Annotated in this window: 17 protein-coding genes; all 17 read right to left on the reverse strand. The window is 65.1% G+C overall.

What is annotated here, in order from left to right:
• Positions 1 to 5: 5 nt before the first annotated feature.
• The gene (locus tag AB0I43_RS33330; RefSeq protein ID WP_357433290.1) at positions 6 to 836 is read right to left on the reverse strand and encodes a DUF2637 domain-containing protein; all 831 of its coding nucleotides are present in this window, start codon (positions 834 to 836) and stop codon (positions 6 to 8) included.
• Positions 833 to 1,345, reverse strand: coding sequence for a hypothetical protein (locus tag AB0I43_RS33335; protein WP_357433292.1), 513 nt, complete (start codon positions 1,343 to 1,345; stop codon positions 833 to 835). The genes AB0I43_RS33330 and AB0I43_RS33335 overlap by 4 nt, the downstream gene beginning before the upstream one ends.
• Complete coding sequence (locus tag AB0I43_RS33340; RefSeq protein WP_357433294.1) at positions 1,342 to 1,998, reverse strand: hypothetical protein; 657 nt, start codon at positions 1,996 to 1,998, stop codon at positions 1,342 to 1,344. The genes AB0I43_RS33335 and AB0I43_RS33340 overlap by 4 nt, the downstream gene beginning before the upstream one ends.
• Positions 1,995 to 2,564 carry a hypothetical protein gene (locus AB0I43_RS33345; RefSeq protein ID WP_357433295.1) on the reverse strand — a complete coding sequence of 190 codons (570 nt, stop codon included), beginning with the start codon at positions 2,562 to 2,564 and terminating at the stop codon, positions 1,995 to 1,997. The genes AB0I43_RS33340 and AB0I43_RS33345 overlap by 4 nt, the downstream gene beginning before the upstream one ends.
• Complete coding sequence (locus AB0I43_RS33350) at positions 2,561 to 3,049, reverse strand: hypothetical protein (protein WP_357433297.1); 489 nt, start codon at positions 3,047 to 3,049, stop codon at positions 2,561 to 2,563. The genes AB0I43_RS33345 and AB0I43_RS33350 overlap by 4 nt, the downstream gene beginning before the upstream one ends.
• Entirely contained in the window at positions 3,046 to 4,608 is a 1,563-nt protein-coding gene (locus AB0I43_RS33355) for a hypothetical protein (protein WP_357433299.1), read from the reverse strand. Before AB0I43_RS33355 ends, AB0I43_RS33350 begins: the two co-directional genes overlap by 4 nt.
• Before the next feature lie 58 nt (positions 4,609 to 4,666).
• Complete coding sequence (locus AB0I43_RS33360) at positions 4,667 to 5,200, reverse strand: hypothetical protein (RefSeq protein ID WP_357433301.1); 534 nt, start codon at positions 5,198 to 5,200, stop codon at positions 4,667 to 4,669.
• A 28-nt stretch (positions 5,201 to 5,228) separates the two neighbouring features.
• Positions 5,229 to 5,741 (reverse strand): hypothetical protein, encoded by a 513-nt coding sequence (locus tag AB0I43_RS33365; RefSeq protein WP_357433303.1) that lies wholly within the window; start codon positions 5,739 to 5,741, stop codon positions 5,229 to 5,231.
• A gap of 21 nt (positions 5,742 to 5,762) precedes the next feature.
• A complete protein-coding gene (locus AB0I43_RS33370; RefSeq protein ID WP_357433305.1) occupies positions 5,763 to 7,886 on the reverse strand; it encodes a hypothetical protein in 2,124 nt (707 codons plus the stop codon).
• Positions 7,883 to 8,695 (reverse strand): hypothetical protein, encoded by an 813-nt coding sequence (locus AB0I43_RS33375; protein ID WP_357433307.1) that lies wholly within the window; start codon positions 8,693 to 8,695, stop codon positions 7,883 to 7,885. The genes AB0I43_RS33370 and AB0I43_RS33375 overlap by 4 nt, the downstream gene beginning before the upstream one ends.
• Positions 8,692 to 9,102: an RRQRL motif-containing zinc-binding protein gene (locus tag AB0I43_RS33380; protein WP_357433309.1), complete on the reverse strand. Its 411-nt coding sequence runs from the start codon at positions 9,100 to 9,102 to the stop codon at positions 8,692 to 8,694. The genes AB0I43_RS33375 and AB0I43_RS33380 overlap by 4 nt, the downstream gene beginning before the upstream one ends.
• Positions 9,099 to 9,389 (reverse strand): hypothetical protein, encoded by a 291-nt coding sequence (locus AB0I43_RS33385; protein ID WP_357433311.1) that lies wholly within the window; start codon positions 9,387 to 9,389, stop codon positions 9,099 to 9,101. The genes AB0I43_RS33380 and AB0I43_RS33385 overlap by 4 nt, the downstream gene beginning before the upstream one ends.
• A gap of 285 nt (positions 9,390 to 9,674) precedes the next feature.
• Complete coding sequence (locus AB0I43_RS33390; RefSeq protein ID WP_357433313.1) at positions 9,675 to 9,890, reverse strand: helix-turn-helix domain-containing protein; 216 nt, start codon at positions 9,888 to 9,890, stop codon at positions 9,675 to 9,677.
• Positions 9,891 to 10,069: 179 nt separating this feature from the next.
• Positions 10,070 to 10,741 carry a GntR family transcriptional regulator gene (locus AB0I43_RS33395; RefSeq protein WP_357433315.1) on the reverse strand — a complete coding sequence of 224 codons (672 nt, stop codon included), beginning with the start codon at positions 10,739 to 10,741 and terminating at the stop codon, positions 10,070 to 10,072.
• Positions 10,742 to 10,854: 113 nt separating this feature from the next.
• Positions 10,855 to 11,055, reverse strand: a complete 201-nt coding sequence (locus tag AB0I43_RS33400) for a hypothetical protein (protein WP_357433317.1) — start codon at positions 11,053 to 11,055, stop codon at positions 10,855 to 10,857.
• A gap of 811 nt (positions 11,056 to 11,866) precedes the next feature.
• Complete coding sequence (locus tag AB0I43_RS33405) at positions 11,867 to 13,297, reverse strand: recombinase family protein (protein ID WP_357433319.1); 1,431 nt, start codon at positions 13,295 to 13,297, stop codon at positions 11,867 to 11,869.
• Positions 13,298 to 13,519: 222 nt separating this feature from the next.
• Entirely contained in the window at positions 13,520 to 14,482 is a 963-nt protein-coding gene (locus AB0I43_RS33410; RefSeq protein WP_357433321.1) for an HNH endonuclease, read from the reverse strand.
• Positions 14,483 to 15,020: the final 538 nt, after the last annotated feature.

Below are 15,020 nucleotides of genomic sequence, written 5' to 3' on the forward strand. Positions count from 1 at the left end.
GTCGGTTACTCCTTAGTGAATTCGATTTCGGATGTGCCCCCGGCGATCAGCCGGAAGTTGTTGGCCGCGGGCAACGCGAGCTGCTGCCCGGTGTCGCTGGCGCGAAGGCGAGTCAGGATCTTGGCGACGGTGCCGTGGTGCAGCCCGACCTGATCACCGATCTTGCGGGTGGACAGACCGGTCTGTGACAGGCGCAGGATCTCGGCGTCGCGGTCAGGTGTCGCCTCGCTGTCGCCGGTGTCTTCGGCTCCGTGCTGCGGTGTCGCTTCGGCGTCGCTTGCTGTCGCCGTGCTGTCGGGTGGTGTCGTTCGGCTGTCGCCTGCGGTCGGTACGAATTGGGGCGGTCGCGGGACTTCCAGTAGCGCGGTCAGCCCGTGAGTCGCGACCAATCCGAGGACCGGTGCCGCGCCGGCCACACTGGCCGCGACCAGTGCGGGCAGCACTCGGTGGCCGGATTCCGCTGCGTGCAGGCCGTTCCCGACCACCGACACCAACTCCGCCAAGGCGAGTTCGCCCCAGAAGAACACCCATGTCGCGGTCGGGATCTTCTCGGCGTGCTGGCCCATTTCCTTCAGCGCTCGCTCCCTGCGGTGCAGGGCGACAAGGGCGACAGCGGACTGAATGATGGCGCCGTCGACAAAGACCGGGCCGATCCAGGCGATCTGATGGCGGATACCGGCCATGCCCGCCAGCCCGGTCAGCGCGTCGAAGGACCACACGAACGCCCCGGCGCCGATCACGAGTGTCATCGCCAAGGCGACGATTTCGGCGAAGTCCCACCGCCCTGTCGCCGGAGACGACACCGCTGCGACAGGCGTCGGCGTCGAGGCGTTCATCGTTCCCACTCCGCACCCGCATCCAGGTTCGTGAACGCGTTCACCGAGTACCGCGAGGCATGGAACAGGCGTTCCTGTTCGGCGTGCAGGGCATGGCCCTGGAGCTGATCCAGAGCGTTGTCGAGATCGCTGGCAAGCTCGCGGTTACGGTCTTCCAGATCCGCGGCTCGATGCTCGGCGGCATCGAGTTTGGCGGTGGTCTCGGCCAACTGCTCGGCCAGCCACGCCGCGCGCTGGTTCGCCTGGATCAATCGGTTCGCAGTCTCGGCCGGCGGCTCTGATCGGCTCTGCAAGACTTCGGCGGCTTTCTCGCTGCCGCCCAACGGTCCTGCCGCGCGGACAACGTCGCCGAGTGTCGTCGGGTGCGAGCGCAGGTAGTCACCGAGCGGTGTGTGGTTGAGGCCGGAATCGGTGTGGCCGTAGGGCCGGAGCGGGGTGAATCCGGCGCTGTCGGTGTCGGTGGTGGCGGGCATGGTGGCCTCGATGCCCGGAGGGTGGGTAGTGCTCATCGGTCGATTCCTTCTCGGTCGGTGCCGGCCGCGAAGGCGTGTCCGGACAGTCCTTTGAAGACATGCGATTCGCCAGCAGCGCGGGTCTTGAGGATCTCGGAGTAGTGCTCGCTGGCCCGCTCGGACTGCTCGTGCCAGAACTCGAGGTCTTCGGCGACTTCGGCTTCGCGGTCTTTCCAGCTCTGGGGCCAGTGGGTTTGGTCGTTCATCTCGGCGATGCGGGCCTGGATGGCGTCGATCTCGGCGTCGCTGCGCGCGGCCGCCAGTTCGCCGTTGAGTTCGGCGCGACGGTTGTGCATGTCGTACCAGTCCCGTCGTTCCTGTTCGATCGGGTCGTAGAAGAACTGGGTGTAGGACATGTGGTGGTGTTTGCGGGCATCCAGAGAGTCGCCGTCGAAGATCTCTGGCTGAGCGTGCCGGGCGCGGGTATGGGTCTGGATGTCCGCACGTACTCCGTCAGGGTCGGTGCGCCACTGCTCGCGCAGTTGCCCCAGGTACTGCCAGTCCTGCGGATACTCCGAGGCCCACGGTTGTGCCAGTTTGTCCGCGGTCGACTGCAGCTGCTCGCGCTCGGCATCGTTCTCGGCGTGCGCGATCCGCTCAACGGCGGCGTTCCACTTGTTGAACCCGATTTGCAGGTCGATGAGATTCATCGGTCGATCCCTTCTCGGTGAGTCGTGAATGCGTGCTGGGTTGTGTGGGTGAAGGCGTTGACCTGCTGTTGCTGCTCCCACTGCTGTCTGTGGCCGGTGAGATCGCGGGCTTGTTCCTGGCTGCGCCACTGGGTCTCAGACAACGGGTAGACCCCACACTCGGCGCGGGCGGTGTGCAGGTGCTCGAACAGCGACCCCATGGTGTCGGGGAACTCCCGCCACTCCACATAGGCTGCGTTCAGGTAGTTCCAGTGCTCGGCGTGATCGCTTGCCCGCCAGGCGGATTCGATAAGGTCGGCCTGTTCGGTGAGTTCGGCGGACCACTGCGGGTGCGCTTGCCGGCTTTCGGTGCGCAGCCGGGTGACCTTCCAGAAATCGAGGCGCATGGTGGCCTCGTTCTTCTCGATCGCGGCCTGCGCTTCGGCCTTGACCGCAGCCGGGGGCTCGATACCTGACCCGTCACAGACTGAGCAGGGATACACATGCACTTGCGGCTCATGGGTCCCGTCGTCGGAGACTGCGTAACCGGCTCCGTCGCAACCCATACAGTCACGGCTGGTGCTCATCGCTCGATTCCTTCCCGGTCGGTGCCGGCGGCGAACGCGCCTGCGGTCAAGCCGTCGAACGCGTGCTGGCCGGTCGAATCCATCCAGTAGCCGTTGCCGGTCATCTCCCGCGCCTGGAGCTGGCTACGCCACTGCATCGGCGTCAACGGATCCACACCGCGGGCGCGGTCGATAACGATGCCGGTGTGGAAGCGGTCCATCACCTCGGGATCACGCACCCAGTCGGTATGGGTGTCGGTCAGGTACTGCCAGGCCTGGCCGTAGACCTCGTGCTCGCGCCAGCGCCGCTCGATCGCCTCGGCGGCGGTGATGATGCGGTCGTAGTCGTCGCAGGAGGCGGCTCGCGCGACCGAACCGCGCAGTTCCTGGCTGCGGGCGAAGTCCGCGCGCATCATCACCTCGTTGCCGTAGACGACTTTCGTGGCGTAGTGCGCGAGGAACGGATTATCCGAACCGGTTGCGGGAACGTGGGTTTCGGTGTTCATCGGTCCACGCCTTCCCGGTCGGCGCTGGTCGCGGCGGCGAAAGCATTGCCGGTCAGGTCCGCGAACGCGTGCCCGTTGCTCTGGCTGGTTGCCTGGGCGTGCTCGCGATTCGTGGCGGTATTCGCCTGCTGTCTGGCCCGCTGCTGCTGGCGTTCCTCGTAGGCACGAACGGCGGCATGCGAGGAAAGCCCGCCCCGCGAGAGGTCCTGCAACTCGTCGTTCTCGTCTTGCTCGGCCAGGTCCAGTTCGTGCTCGGCGACCCGGGCCGCGGTCGCTTTCAGGGCTTCCCGCGGTGTGGTGTGGGTAGTGGCTGCGGCCTTGCGGCGTTCCTCCTCCGCGCGACGCTCAGGACTGCCGTAGCGCTGGGCGGCCGGGGTCCGCTCCACGACCTTGCGAACCGCGGCGTCACGGTCGGTAACCGCCTGGTCGCGCTCAGCGGTCAACGCGATCACCTGCTTGCTCAGGCGCGCGTTCTGGTCGGCGAGCTCGCTGTTGTGCTCGATCGACAGACGCAGCCGCTGTGTCAGCGAGTCCGGCTCACGGCGCGGCTCCTGAGCCGCCTCCGCGAGCTTCACGTTGTAGGCGTTTCCGAGCGCTCGGCCTCGCTGCTCGCCCGCACGGCGGCTGTCGCTGGCCGACCGCTGCCCCGGCGTCGCCGTGTTCGCGGTGGTCTCGCGCCGGGGGCTGAGCAGCTGTGCACGCAACTGGCTCTCGTGGCCGCGCAGCCAGCCCGCGACGTGATCGGGTCTGCCCGCATCGTGATAGATCGGGTCCTCGGCGCCGGCGGCATCCCAGATCTTCACCTCGACCTTGTCGCCGTCGAAGGTCAGCGTGTGGTCGATCTCGCGGCCCAGCCACGACGCCGCGGCCCGCTCGCTCGGGAAACTGCGGTGAAGCCCCTCGACGACACCCGGCTTCAGCGCGCTGGACCACTCCACAGCAGCCTTATACCGATCCTGTTGCGGCGCGGCGGATTCCAGCTTCGCGATCTGGTCACGTTCGATATTGGCGCGCTGGGCGGACTCCATCGCGACCCGCCACCGGTCATGCTGGGCGGCGGTCTCTCGGGCGACGTGAGCGCGGTAGCGCAGGGCCTCGATTCCCTTGACCTTGTGGGCCCGGTGGTAGAGGTTGCCGGTCTCGAACTCCGGGAACACCGTGGCCGCGTCCAGCCCGTCCAGGGCGATGCCCTGCTCGATGCTGGTCAGCCGATGATTGTCGAGGAACCGTGCTGCCAGGTCGTCGCGGTGCTCGCGCAACGCCCGAGCGTCACGTGCGCGGCGTTCGTGATCGACATTCGGGTCGTTGGCGCGAGCCAGCACCGCTTGGGAGTGGACGCGGTAGCGGTCCACGGCCTGGCTCGTCCAGACCAGGTCGTTCTGGCGGGCCTGGGCCTGCTCGCGGGCCTCCTGCCGGGTGATGAGGCTGATCTCGCGGCGGGCGCGCCGGCGCTCCAGCCAGTTCGAGGCTTGGGCGTAGCGGCGCATCGCGTTCTGCATGGACTGACTGAATTTGCGTGTCTCGTCGTAGATTTCGTCTTCGACGCTGCGTTCGGACATGATTAGTTCTCCTTGATGTAGAGGTTCGGGGTTTGTGGCTGGTTCTCGGGAGGGGTGGTCAGTACCCCCAATCGGTGTCGTCGTCGCGGCCGAGCTCCTCGCGGTCCCTGCCTCGCGCGAGGGCTTCGATCTCGCGGTGGTGGCGTTCGCAGTCCTCGGCGTGACCGAACTCGGCGTTGGAGGGGTGGGCGTCGTAGGGGCCGTGGTCGATGACGCGCTGCTCGCAGCAGGCGCACCGCCAGCTGACGGTGTCGCGCCAATCCGGACCGACCACGCGGCGATACGCCTGGACCGCCGGGTCGTCATCGGTATCGGCGGTGATGCTCAACGCGTCGGCGATCTCGGCCCAGCTGCGCCCGTGGCGGCGGGCTTCGGTGGCCTGTTCGTTGACCATCGCGCGCGCGGCGCCGGCGATCCGGTTGGCCTGCTTGACCGCTTGCAGCCGGTCGGCCGGAACCTCCCGGTCACCGAAGTTGTGGCCGGTGAGTTCGGAGATGATCGGTTCTTTCGTGACGGCGGTGTCGCCGTATTCGGCCCGCAGCTTTTCGATCAGGACACTGTTGAGTCGGTTGCGGATGGCGAAGATGTCCATGGTGTTGCGCTCCTTCGGGTGTGGTCAGTCAGGACTGGGTGCGGCGGGTTGCGTCAGCGGTGGTGCGGCGGGTTTCGTGGGCGGCGCGGCGCACGGCCAGCCGGGTGACCACGCGCTTGATGAACCGCCCGAAATCGACTGCGGCGTAGCCGGTCATGCGGATCGCGTCCGGCAGCGTCGGGCGCCCGGCGGCCATCCACCAGGCGAACCCGACCAGCCCGAGCCCGTAGACGGCCAGCGGGCCGGGCACCGGCGCGGTGAACACCACGACCAGGAAGGCGATCGTGGCCAGCAGCGCGGGTGCCCACACTCGCAGTCCGTCAAGGACTTTCGCCGCGCGGCTGATGTGCGGGGCGATCGTGCGGCCCAGGTTCCCGCCGTCGGGGATCACCGGTTCACCCAGTTGCGCGGCCAGTTTCTCGGCGGCGGTGCCGATGTCGGCCAGGGCGTTGAGACGCTCGACCTCGCGGGCGCGTTGCTCGGCGGTGAGGCCGGTGATTTCCTCACCGTGGTTGTCGGGGTTGATATTCGGGTTCGGCATGACAGGGGTCCTCTCAGGTGGTCAGGGGTTGGGGCGTTTGGGCAGATCGATGACCGGAGCGAGTTCGCCGGCCTCGGGCTCGGTGGCCGGGGTGGCGAAGGCGGCCAGGCCGGGCAGCGGACGAAGGTTCTTCAACGTCGCGTCGTCCAGGGCGGCAACGCGGCCCCAGCGGGCCCGCCCGCCGGTGACGTGGACGATGTCGCCCTTGCCGAGGCGGCGGAGTTTGTTCGGGTCGATCAGCCAGCCGTCGTGGGCTTGGACGTTGCCCTCATCGCCGGCGGCGGCGCCGCCGATGAGCTTGCGCGACAACTCGAACCGTCGTGTGGTACCGAAGGTCTTGGCCAGCTGCTCGCCGTCTTCCTGGCCGCCCAGCAGCGCACCACCGGAGCCCGCGGCGACCAGCGAGGTGCGTTGTTCGTCGTCGTGGCCGAGCCCGTTCCAATGCTGGGCGAACCAGATCGTGCCGATCCGGGCCTTGCGCAGCCGTTCCACCCACTTGTCCGCGCGGGTCTTGCCGTCACTGACGGCACTGAATTCGTCTACCGCGAGCAGGGTTTCGCGGCCGTGGTCACGATCGGCGAGCTGTTCGAGCATGCACCCCAGGGCGGCGAACTGGGAGCGGGCGCGATCGGGTGCCTTCACCCCGTCCAGAACGACGTAGAGCAGGTCGAAATCGGTCAGCTCCGCGTCACCGTCGAAGACGTCACCGAGCAGGCGGTAGAGGTTGTGGAACTCCGCCAGCGTGGACGAGAGCACCGGCTGCTTGCCTTCCATCGTCGCGGCGATCTTCAGATCCGCGCCCGGCACGCCCTGCCACGGCACCTTCGGGTCGAACACTCCACCCCACAGCCGGGCCAGCTTGTCCTTGTCGAACCGCGACAGGAACTCCAGCCAGCTGCGCGGGAGGTTCTCACCGCTGGGCACACCGTTCTCGACCGCGGCGGGCGCGTCCACGATCAGGTGGATGAGGTTCTCGCGGATCTCGTGGAAGTACTTCTCGGTTGCCGTGGTCGGTACCGCTCCCCCGGACACCATCGCGCTCAAGACGCTGCGCAGATCATCACGCGAGGGGATGCCCCACATGTTCAGCTTCACCCGCTGGGGCAAGCCTTCGACCTGCCCGTTCGCTGGGGCTGCGGTCAGGATCCCGATCCGCTGTTCGGGTGCGCCGAGCCCGAGGAACCAGGTCTTCAATCGTGCCGCGGCGCGCAGGGACTCGGGGCCGCCGTTGCAGTCGATGACCATCGCCAGCGGCCGGCCGGGCCGGTCCAGGCGCCACCACTGCCGATGCCGCAACCAGGCGCTGACGTACCAGGACAGCAGCAGCCGGATCATCAGCGTGGTTTTGCCCTTGCCGGAACTGGCGACCGCGACCATGTGTTCCCGGGTCTTGATCCAGGAGAGAATCAGGCGGGTTTCGTTGCGGGTCAACAGCATCCGCAACCGGCCCTTGGGCGGGGCGGCGGTGTCTTCGAGCGACATGCGACCGAGTACCGGATGCGGGTTGAAGTGCCCGGAGGTGAAAGGCAGCCGGTAGCGGGTCAACCGGGCCGCGGCACGCTGCTCGCGCTGGGCCTGCAACCACAGCGCCCGCTCGGTCGCGGCCGGGGACTGGAACCCGTGGGTCACCAACTGCACCCGCCGATTCGTGATCAGCATCGTGGAGATCAGCCACGCGATCGGAACCAGCAGTACCGCCATGATCGCGACGCCGTGGACGTAGCGGCCCGCGAGATATTCGGTCGCGCCGCTGTGGAACTGATCGAGCGGGGCGGACCAGTCGGTGTTCGACAAGATCGACCAGCCGGGCAACCCGATCAGCGCCGCGCTCATCCAGTTCAACGCCTTGCGCGGTCGCCAGCCGAGGTAGGTGGAGGCCAGGGTGAATCCGATGGTCAGCAGCAGCACCGCGCCGGCGCTGGCACCGGCCACGGTCGCCACGTGCCCGACATCGGACCAACTGAGGTCCGCGGGCAGGATCTTGCCCAGAACCGGGCTGTCCTCGAACAGCTTCGGCGGGCCGGGCTCGTTAGTGGGTTCCCCCGCCGGCACCGGTGCCGGGGAAGGGGTCGGGGTCGGGGTCGGCCAGACCGCGGTCGGGTACTGGTCGCAGTCCTGGGGGGTGATGAGGGGTTTGCAGGTCATGACGACGCCGCCTTTCCGGTATCGCCACGGGTTCCGTCCTGGTTGCCGTGATCAGAGGCTCCGCCCTCGATCACCCGCAAACCGGGCCGTGCATGGGCGTTCTCGTCCTTGTTGTTGGTGGTCAGGACCTCTTCGAGCTTCGCGACGCGGAAACTGAGCCCGTCGATCTGGTCCATGGCGTAGCCAGCGGCTTCCCTGACCACGGTGTGGATTTGGTCGCTGCGGCGCGTGGTGCCGTCGGTGTTGATCCATTCCGTGCGGCAGTAGTAGATGAGTCCGTCCAGCTCGGCGGCTTTGGCGGTGTGCGCTGCCTTGTAGACCGCGGTCTTCGCGGCGGCCAGGTTCTTGGCGGTGAGTTCGACCTCGACCGCCCACCAGCGGCCCTCGCTGTCGAGCCAGCGGCCGTCGTGGATGTGGGGGCGGGATTCGCCGGCCTTGACTCGACCGACTTCCGACCGCAGCACTCGCTCGGACACCCAGCGGTCCAGATCCATCCCGACCAGCGCCAGACGGACTCGCAGCACGGTGCGTACGTGGTCGGCCATCTTCGGTGTCGGCGCCCAGGAGTGGACCGGGAAGCCGAGAAGGGCCTCGGCGGCGGACTTGCGGATGAACACCCAGGTCGGGCCGGGAACCGGGCGCACTCCGATGGCCGCGACCATTCCTGCCTCGCGCCAGCGCTGTGCTCGTCGGTAGGCCGAACGGCGGCTGATCGCGAACATCTCGGCCAGGTCATCCATGCGGATGCCGTAGTGCTCGGCCACGATGGTCAGACCGATCATGTCCACGGGACCCAATCGCCTCGTCATCGTTCCACTCCTTCCTGCTCCAGGCCCGCGCCGAATGCGTTGACGTGCGTGACGTCGGCGAAGGCGTTGACCGGTGCCGACACCGGGGCTGGATCTGTCCAGGCCGGGCCGGGGTCACCGATGGCGTCGAGTTCTTCGCGGGTGATTCCGCGGCGCTCTGCGGCCTTGATCTGGTGTGCGAGGGTGGCTTTCGCCAGCGCCTGCTCCTGCGCGGGGCTCGGTGTCCGTTTGGGCGCGGCAAGATTGACGTCGAAGAGGTAGGCGACCCGATCACCCTGCTTCGGCAGCGGGAGCACACCGGCGATGTCCTGGCCGTTCGGGCGCAACCCGAGCGCGGCGAGCTGACGCTGGGTCTTCAAATGCGTCGGGGCACAACGCCATCGATAGATAGGGATGGCCTCGGTCATCGCTGCCACCCCGTCGGAACCTGCTGTGACGGAACACAACCCAGCTGCGCCGCTCGTTGCACCTGATCGGCGCGGCAAATGTTTGGGCTCGGGGTGTAGTTCTGGTAGTCGATCCAGGCCGCCGAGCACCCGATCATCCCGGCCAGCAGCCCCAGCATGAGCAGTGCCATCTGGATCGGTGGAGGCAGCGCACCGAGAAGCTGTCCGCCGGCACGTGCGGTTGCGGCGTCGGTCCTCACAACCGGGCCGATCACCGCCGCACCCCCCACCGGCGTGTCGACACCCACAGCCCGAGGGCCACGGTCACCATTACCGTGAATCCGAAGATCTCCGGGGCAACGAGAACCAAGAAACCGACTGATACTACGCATATCACGAAACCAAAAGTGCGGGCACGCATTAGGCTGCCCTCCCCGAATTCCTATCGCCAAGAAGCGATCCCAGTTTCACTCGGGTAGCCGGAGACAGCGGGGGCGCTTTTGCGACGATCTCCTCGATGTGTTTCGCGACCGAATACGGATCGCAAATTCCGCACGAGTCTTGTCGCGATGTTTTGCGGCGAACAGTCTCACTCATACCGCACCACCAGTGCCAAGCGGTCTGACTAGGGCGAGAACCTCATTCCGGTCGACCTTTATCAGCCGTGGGCCAACCTGAAACCCTTCCAGCAGACCTGCTTCGACCCAGCGTCGAACCGTGCCGGGATGGACTCCCCCGGCCAGCTCCGCAGCATGGCGCAGGCTGATCAAATTTGTCCGTTCAGTCGACGGACCGTGACGTTTGCTCATGTATGCCGCTCCTTCAGCGCTTGCATCTTGCGTATACACAAGCAGCGTATACGCACCTGCGTATACTCACAAGACCTGCGTATACGCAGTGCTGTGCGCGCCAAAAGGGCCTGATCAGCGTACTGATCAGGCCCTTTTACGGCCGTACTTGTAACCCGCAGCTATGCGAGCCTTTGAAGCTAGCCGCTCTCGGCTACGACCATCCTGAAAGAGAATGCTTGATACCGCCCGCGCGGGTACGACACATCCGAAACCATCAGCGGCCGATCTTCGGAATCCAGAAAGCGTTGGTGGACGGTCATCGCAGGCTCACCTGGTGGTATCTCCAGCCAGGCTGTATGAGAACTCGCCGGCACACGCTCGGCAAGCGTCTCCTCAAGGTATGTCGCATCAGGGTTCTCCTGACCTGACAGGTGGTAAGTATCGGAGATCGACACCGGCCGCCCCCCCTCAGTCGCCCGGGTCACCACGTGGACCAGTTCCTCGCCAGGCTCGATACCAAAAGCGGCGGCCTGGTCCTCAGCCGCTGCCACACGTTCGATCTCCCGCTGGACGCTTATCGATTGTTCCGACTCACTGCCATAGGTTGTCTCCGGACTTTCCATCTGCCGCTCTGGCGCCAGACGCGTAAGGTTCGGTCGCTCCATCACGAACGTTCCCCGACGTTCAACCTTCCGAACCAGGCCCGAACGTCCCAACTGGTCGACCGCTTTTCGTACAACGATTTCCGAAACTTCGTGTTGGCGAGCAATTTCGGCGTAACTGGGCAGCCAGGTATTTGGCGGAATTACTCCACTGCGGATTTCACGCGCATATTTGTTTGCAATTTGAACGTATCGCGGTTCAGGCATTACCTAGACCCCTTCCCAAGGTCAGCCATAACGGCGCAGTATCTGCGTATACACAGCCTACGCCATTGGTCCGCCTCTTCGTCTACCGGCCAAGACGTGCTGTTGCGTCGCGCCTACTTGCGCTGCCAGCACTGCGCAGCATCGTGAAGGTTCCACCAGGACACGAACTGGCCATCTTGGTCAACCAACTCCCAATCACGCTCCAACGCATCGAAAAATGCTTCGTCACCGGTTTTGCCCCCCCGCGGCTCTCCCACGTAGATCAATCGGTCCCCACCGCTGGTGGAGTACTCCGCCAGGGTTGTCGAAGCCATGGCATTACCCCAACCGGGTGGCCAGCATATGAAGAGGACCGCACCCCCACCCCAATCAGGACGAACGTCCAGAGGGTGAACCTCAATCCATGTATCAGGCTGACCAGCTACGGTCGGGAATGAGTCGTTGCTGCTAGCCCCTGGGGGTGCGGAGTCAAACGCCCGGATGTCGCAGCCCGCGCCGGCAAGGAGCGCAGCCCAATATCCGCGTCCCGCACCAAGTTCCACGATTGGCCGAGTCCCGCATTGCGTCAAAATCCATTGGAGTGTCTCAGGTGACGGCACGGCATAGGCATATGCAGACTGAAGAATTGTCTGGGCGTATCCCAGTCGAGCGCTTCCCCGAGGCCGACCACCATCGACCAGTCGGCGCCCGCCGCTCTCGCTCACGGACTGACCGACGATGTCCCAGTATGGATTTCCGGATTCCGATTGCCCTCCTGTCATGTAGTGCAGGAACCGTAGATCAAAGGCAGCATCCGCCTGTGGGTCGTCGGTGCCAGCCAACCGAGGGGCGACATCAAGGTAGTCGGCCACAGTCGGATGGTCGGCCCGAAACTGAGCCTCGTTCTCCAGCATCGCGGCCAGCTCGTTCCGGCGATCTGTCGTCAATGCAAGTCCAGTCATCTGTCGATTGTCCCCGGATGCCTCTCTCCCAGAGGGCCATCGCGGAAGATCGCCATGCAGACGCTTAGATCGGCAGCCGAAGTCCGTTCCGACTTCGAGCGCTTCATCCCCGTACCCGCGGCTCCCGCCGTCCCCTCTTCGAGAGAGCAACCGCCCGCCGAACTTTGACGGAACTCTCGGTTTCTCATACCTGGCCACGCCAATCGATCCGAACGCCTCCAGCTGCGAAGTAACTGCCGTCCGTACGTCGCCCTCTGCCCACAGGCTCGATCGTCACGGCCATGAGCACTTCGATGATCCCTCGCTTACGGTGCGTGTCGAGAGCCTTCCAGGTCGCAGCGATGTCGACCGAGTTCACAATTGGTGCGATCACATCGGCCCGTCCTGCTTCAGCTATCTCCGCTTCCAGCGTGGCGAGCTTGTCTCTCAGCCGCTCGGTCATCCGCCGGATCTGATCGGCAGTAATAGCCCCATCGGCGAACTCGTCAGCGATTGAGCCGAGGCGCTCCCGTACAGCATGAGCCTCAGCAACAACTGGCGCGACGTCTTCATGCACGATGGGGGCGAAGACTTCGAGGGCGTCGGGCTGCTGGAGGCGAGCGAGAACAACTTCCTCTACGAACTGTTCGATTGGTTCAGCGCGACGAGACACGTGCTTTCCGCTCCGACAGCGGTAGGTTGGCATCTTCCTCGCTCGAGCACCTGCGTGCACTTTGTCGCTGCAGACGCCGCATTCCGCGATGCCTGACAGCAAGAGGCGTGGACCGGAGGGAGCCTTTAGCCGCGACGGATCGCAGAGTACATCGACAGCAGCCCGCCATTTTTCTTCTGAGACAAGCCCAGGCCACTCTGCGGCTCCCGTGATACCCAGCGTTGGGTTCTTGCGGGTGTCCGGCCGCTGCTGCGCTGTGCGATGCCTGCGCAGTCCTGCGTACCGCGGGTTCACCAGCACCGTGCGAACGTTCTGGTGATTCCACGGTTTGGGGGAACCATCCCGGCGCCCTTGTGGCGTAGTGCTGCCTTGCGCGTTCCATTTGCGGGCTACAAAACCGGCCGAAGCGCCGGCTAGGACGTCGTCATAGCCCTCCCTGACCAGCTGTGCCTCGCTGTCTCGAACTGTTACGCCGTCCGATTCGTATCCGAACGCACGGCGGCCGCCAATCCACCTGCCGCGGGCTGCTGCCTGTTGCGCAGCCGATCGCTGCCGGGCGCCTTTCCGTTCGACCTCACCCTGGCCGACCGCTGCGAGGATGCGAGCAACGAGCCGACCGCCATCCGTGGACGTGTCCACGCCATCGGACGCTGTGAGGACGTACGCGCCGTGCGTATCGCAGAGGTCGAGCAGTCGTTCTAGTTCAGATAGTCGACGCAGCAGGCGGTCGACATGGCGAGCGACGATCACGTCTACTTCTCCGCGCTCAACGGCTTCCAGCATTGCCTCGAAGTGCTTACGCCGCTTGCGGTTTGAGGCGCTGGTGTCGTTGTCGACGTACTCGGCATGCACTATCCATCCACGCTGCGTAATCAGCCGCATCACGTCCTGACGCTGGCGATCTATGCCGAGCTCATCGCCCTCCCGATCTTGGGATTGGCGCAGGTATACGGCGGCGCGCATAAGAGCTAGTTTAGCGTCCATGTGACTTTTAGATACCTGTGCTACTTAGAGCAACGACACCGAAGCGCGACCCGATCGCACACCTGGCATGCCGCCAAGTGTCACAGCGGTCGCAACCACGTTTGAGTGGCGCGAGGATCTAGGGGTAGTTGATCGCATCGTCTGGTGGGCCGACAACTACGGTGGCCCGCCTGCTCGGTGACGAAGCTTCACCCGCTGGGGCTAGCTAACTCCAGCCCGCAGGCTGATGGCATCGCGGAGCTGGTCGGGGGTCAGCCAGTCAGGTCGCCCACGATGAAGCATTTGGTGGCAGTTCGCACAAACCAGGACGAGGTCATCGAGTGTGCTCTCGATCTCGCCGGAGAAGTGGAGCGGAACGACGTGATGGACCTGCACGTACCCGTCGCCGAGACCGGGGTAGGACTTTTCGAAGTCGAAACCGCATATCTCGCACGAAATGTCGCCTCGGTTGCGTCGTGCCAGCGCGATCTTTTCCCGGCGAAGCTTGGGGTTGCGCTCCCGCACCTTGACCAGCCGACGTACAACCTTGCCCTCAGCCGCCGAAGCAAAATCGGCACTGGATCCACCGCCGTTCAAGGCGATTTCGTCGGAATCATCTTGGTCGGCACCGCTAAGTCGACCAGCGGCACGGAGCGCCTCCGCCAGCGCGTGCATCGTTGTAGGCCGTGAATCGAACGCCGAGGCGACAGCGAAGGTGAGTTGGCCACCGCGCTTGGGTTTTCCTGGGTGCCCTGGATGGGCGGTGCGAAGGTCTTCTAGCTTGTGGTGAACACTGTTGATGCTCCTGAGCTCTTCTAGATAGGGGGCAAAATCCCACTGCGTGCGTAAAAGCCGCGACAGCTCGGCGATTCTAGAGTCGCTCTCTGGGATGGTCAGCCATCGGTTCTGGTAGAGCAAATCACAGGCCAGGATGGTCTCTTCAAGCTGCCAATCCCGGGTCTGGACCACCTCGAACCCCAATGCGCGGAGTCGGTCAGCCACACCGGCACCCCCAGTGAAATCGGCCGACCGGCGTTCAATCCCAGTTTCTAGGCCGTATGCGACGCCGGCAATTGCCTTGGAGTCGTAGGCCCGGCCGTCGTGCAGGACGAAGTAGTCTCGTGCCCGCGTGAAACCACGGTCCGCCAGAAAATTGTCGCGCCCCTCCTTACGGAACAGTGCCATCGCCCTATCCACTGAACTTCTCGTCAACGCTGCAAGCTGCATCTGCTACTCCGAGCTCGAAGGTGTGTGCCGACGTTGCGGGGACCGTACATGAACCCTCTGACAATGATCGTCCGTCTACAGATGGGCTTTGTAGCGCCCGCCACTGCCGCGCGGGCCGAACTCACGACAGCCGCAGTCGCGCAAGGCAAGGCCCGCTCCAGCTAGGCAGCCTGGTGCGGGCCATGCCGCTCACTATCAGGGCCTCGACGCACTCTGCTGCATACCGATTGCCCACCTGTCAGCCACGTCAAGCAGCACCAACTCACGCCGAATCCGCTCCGCCTCCACGTACTCTTCCCTCGGCGCGGCCAGATCAGCCGACTGACCCCAAGCGCGCGGCCGATCAAACATCACCGCCACGCATTCGTCGCGCTCTCATGACAGTCGGCCGACCCCATAGGCTTACCAAAAGCGTTCTGTGCCAATGGATTCGGCGCGAAATACTTCCTGGCGTCCGATCCGCCGATATGTCAGATACGTCCGTCACATTAGAAGT

It is taken from the genome of Nocardia sp. NPDC050435, from assembly GCF_040655395.1.
GTDB lineage: Bacteria > Actinomycetota > Actinomycetes > Mycobacteriales > Mycobacteriaceae > Nocardia.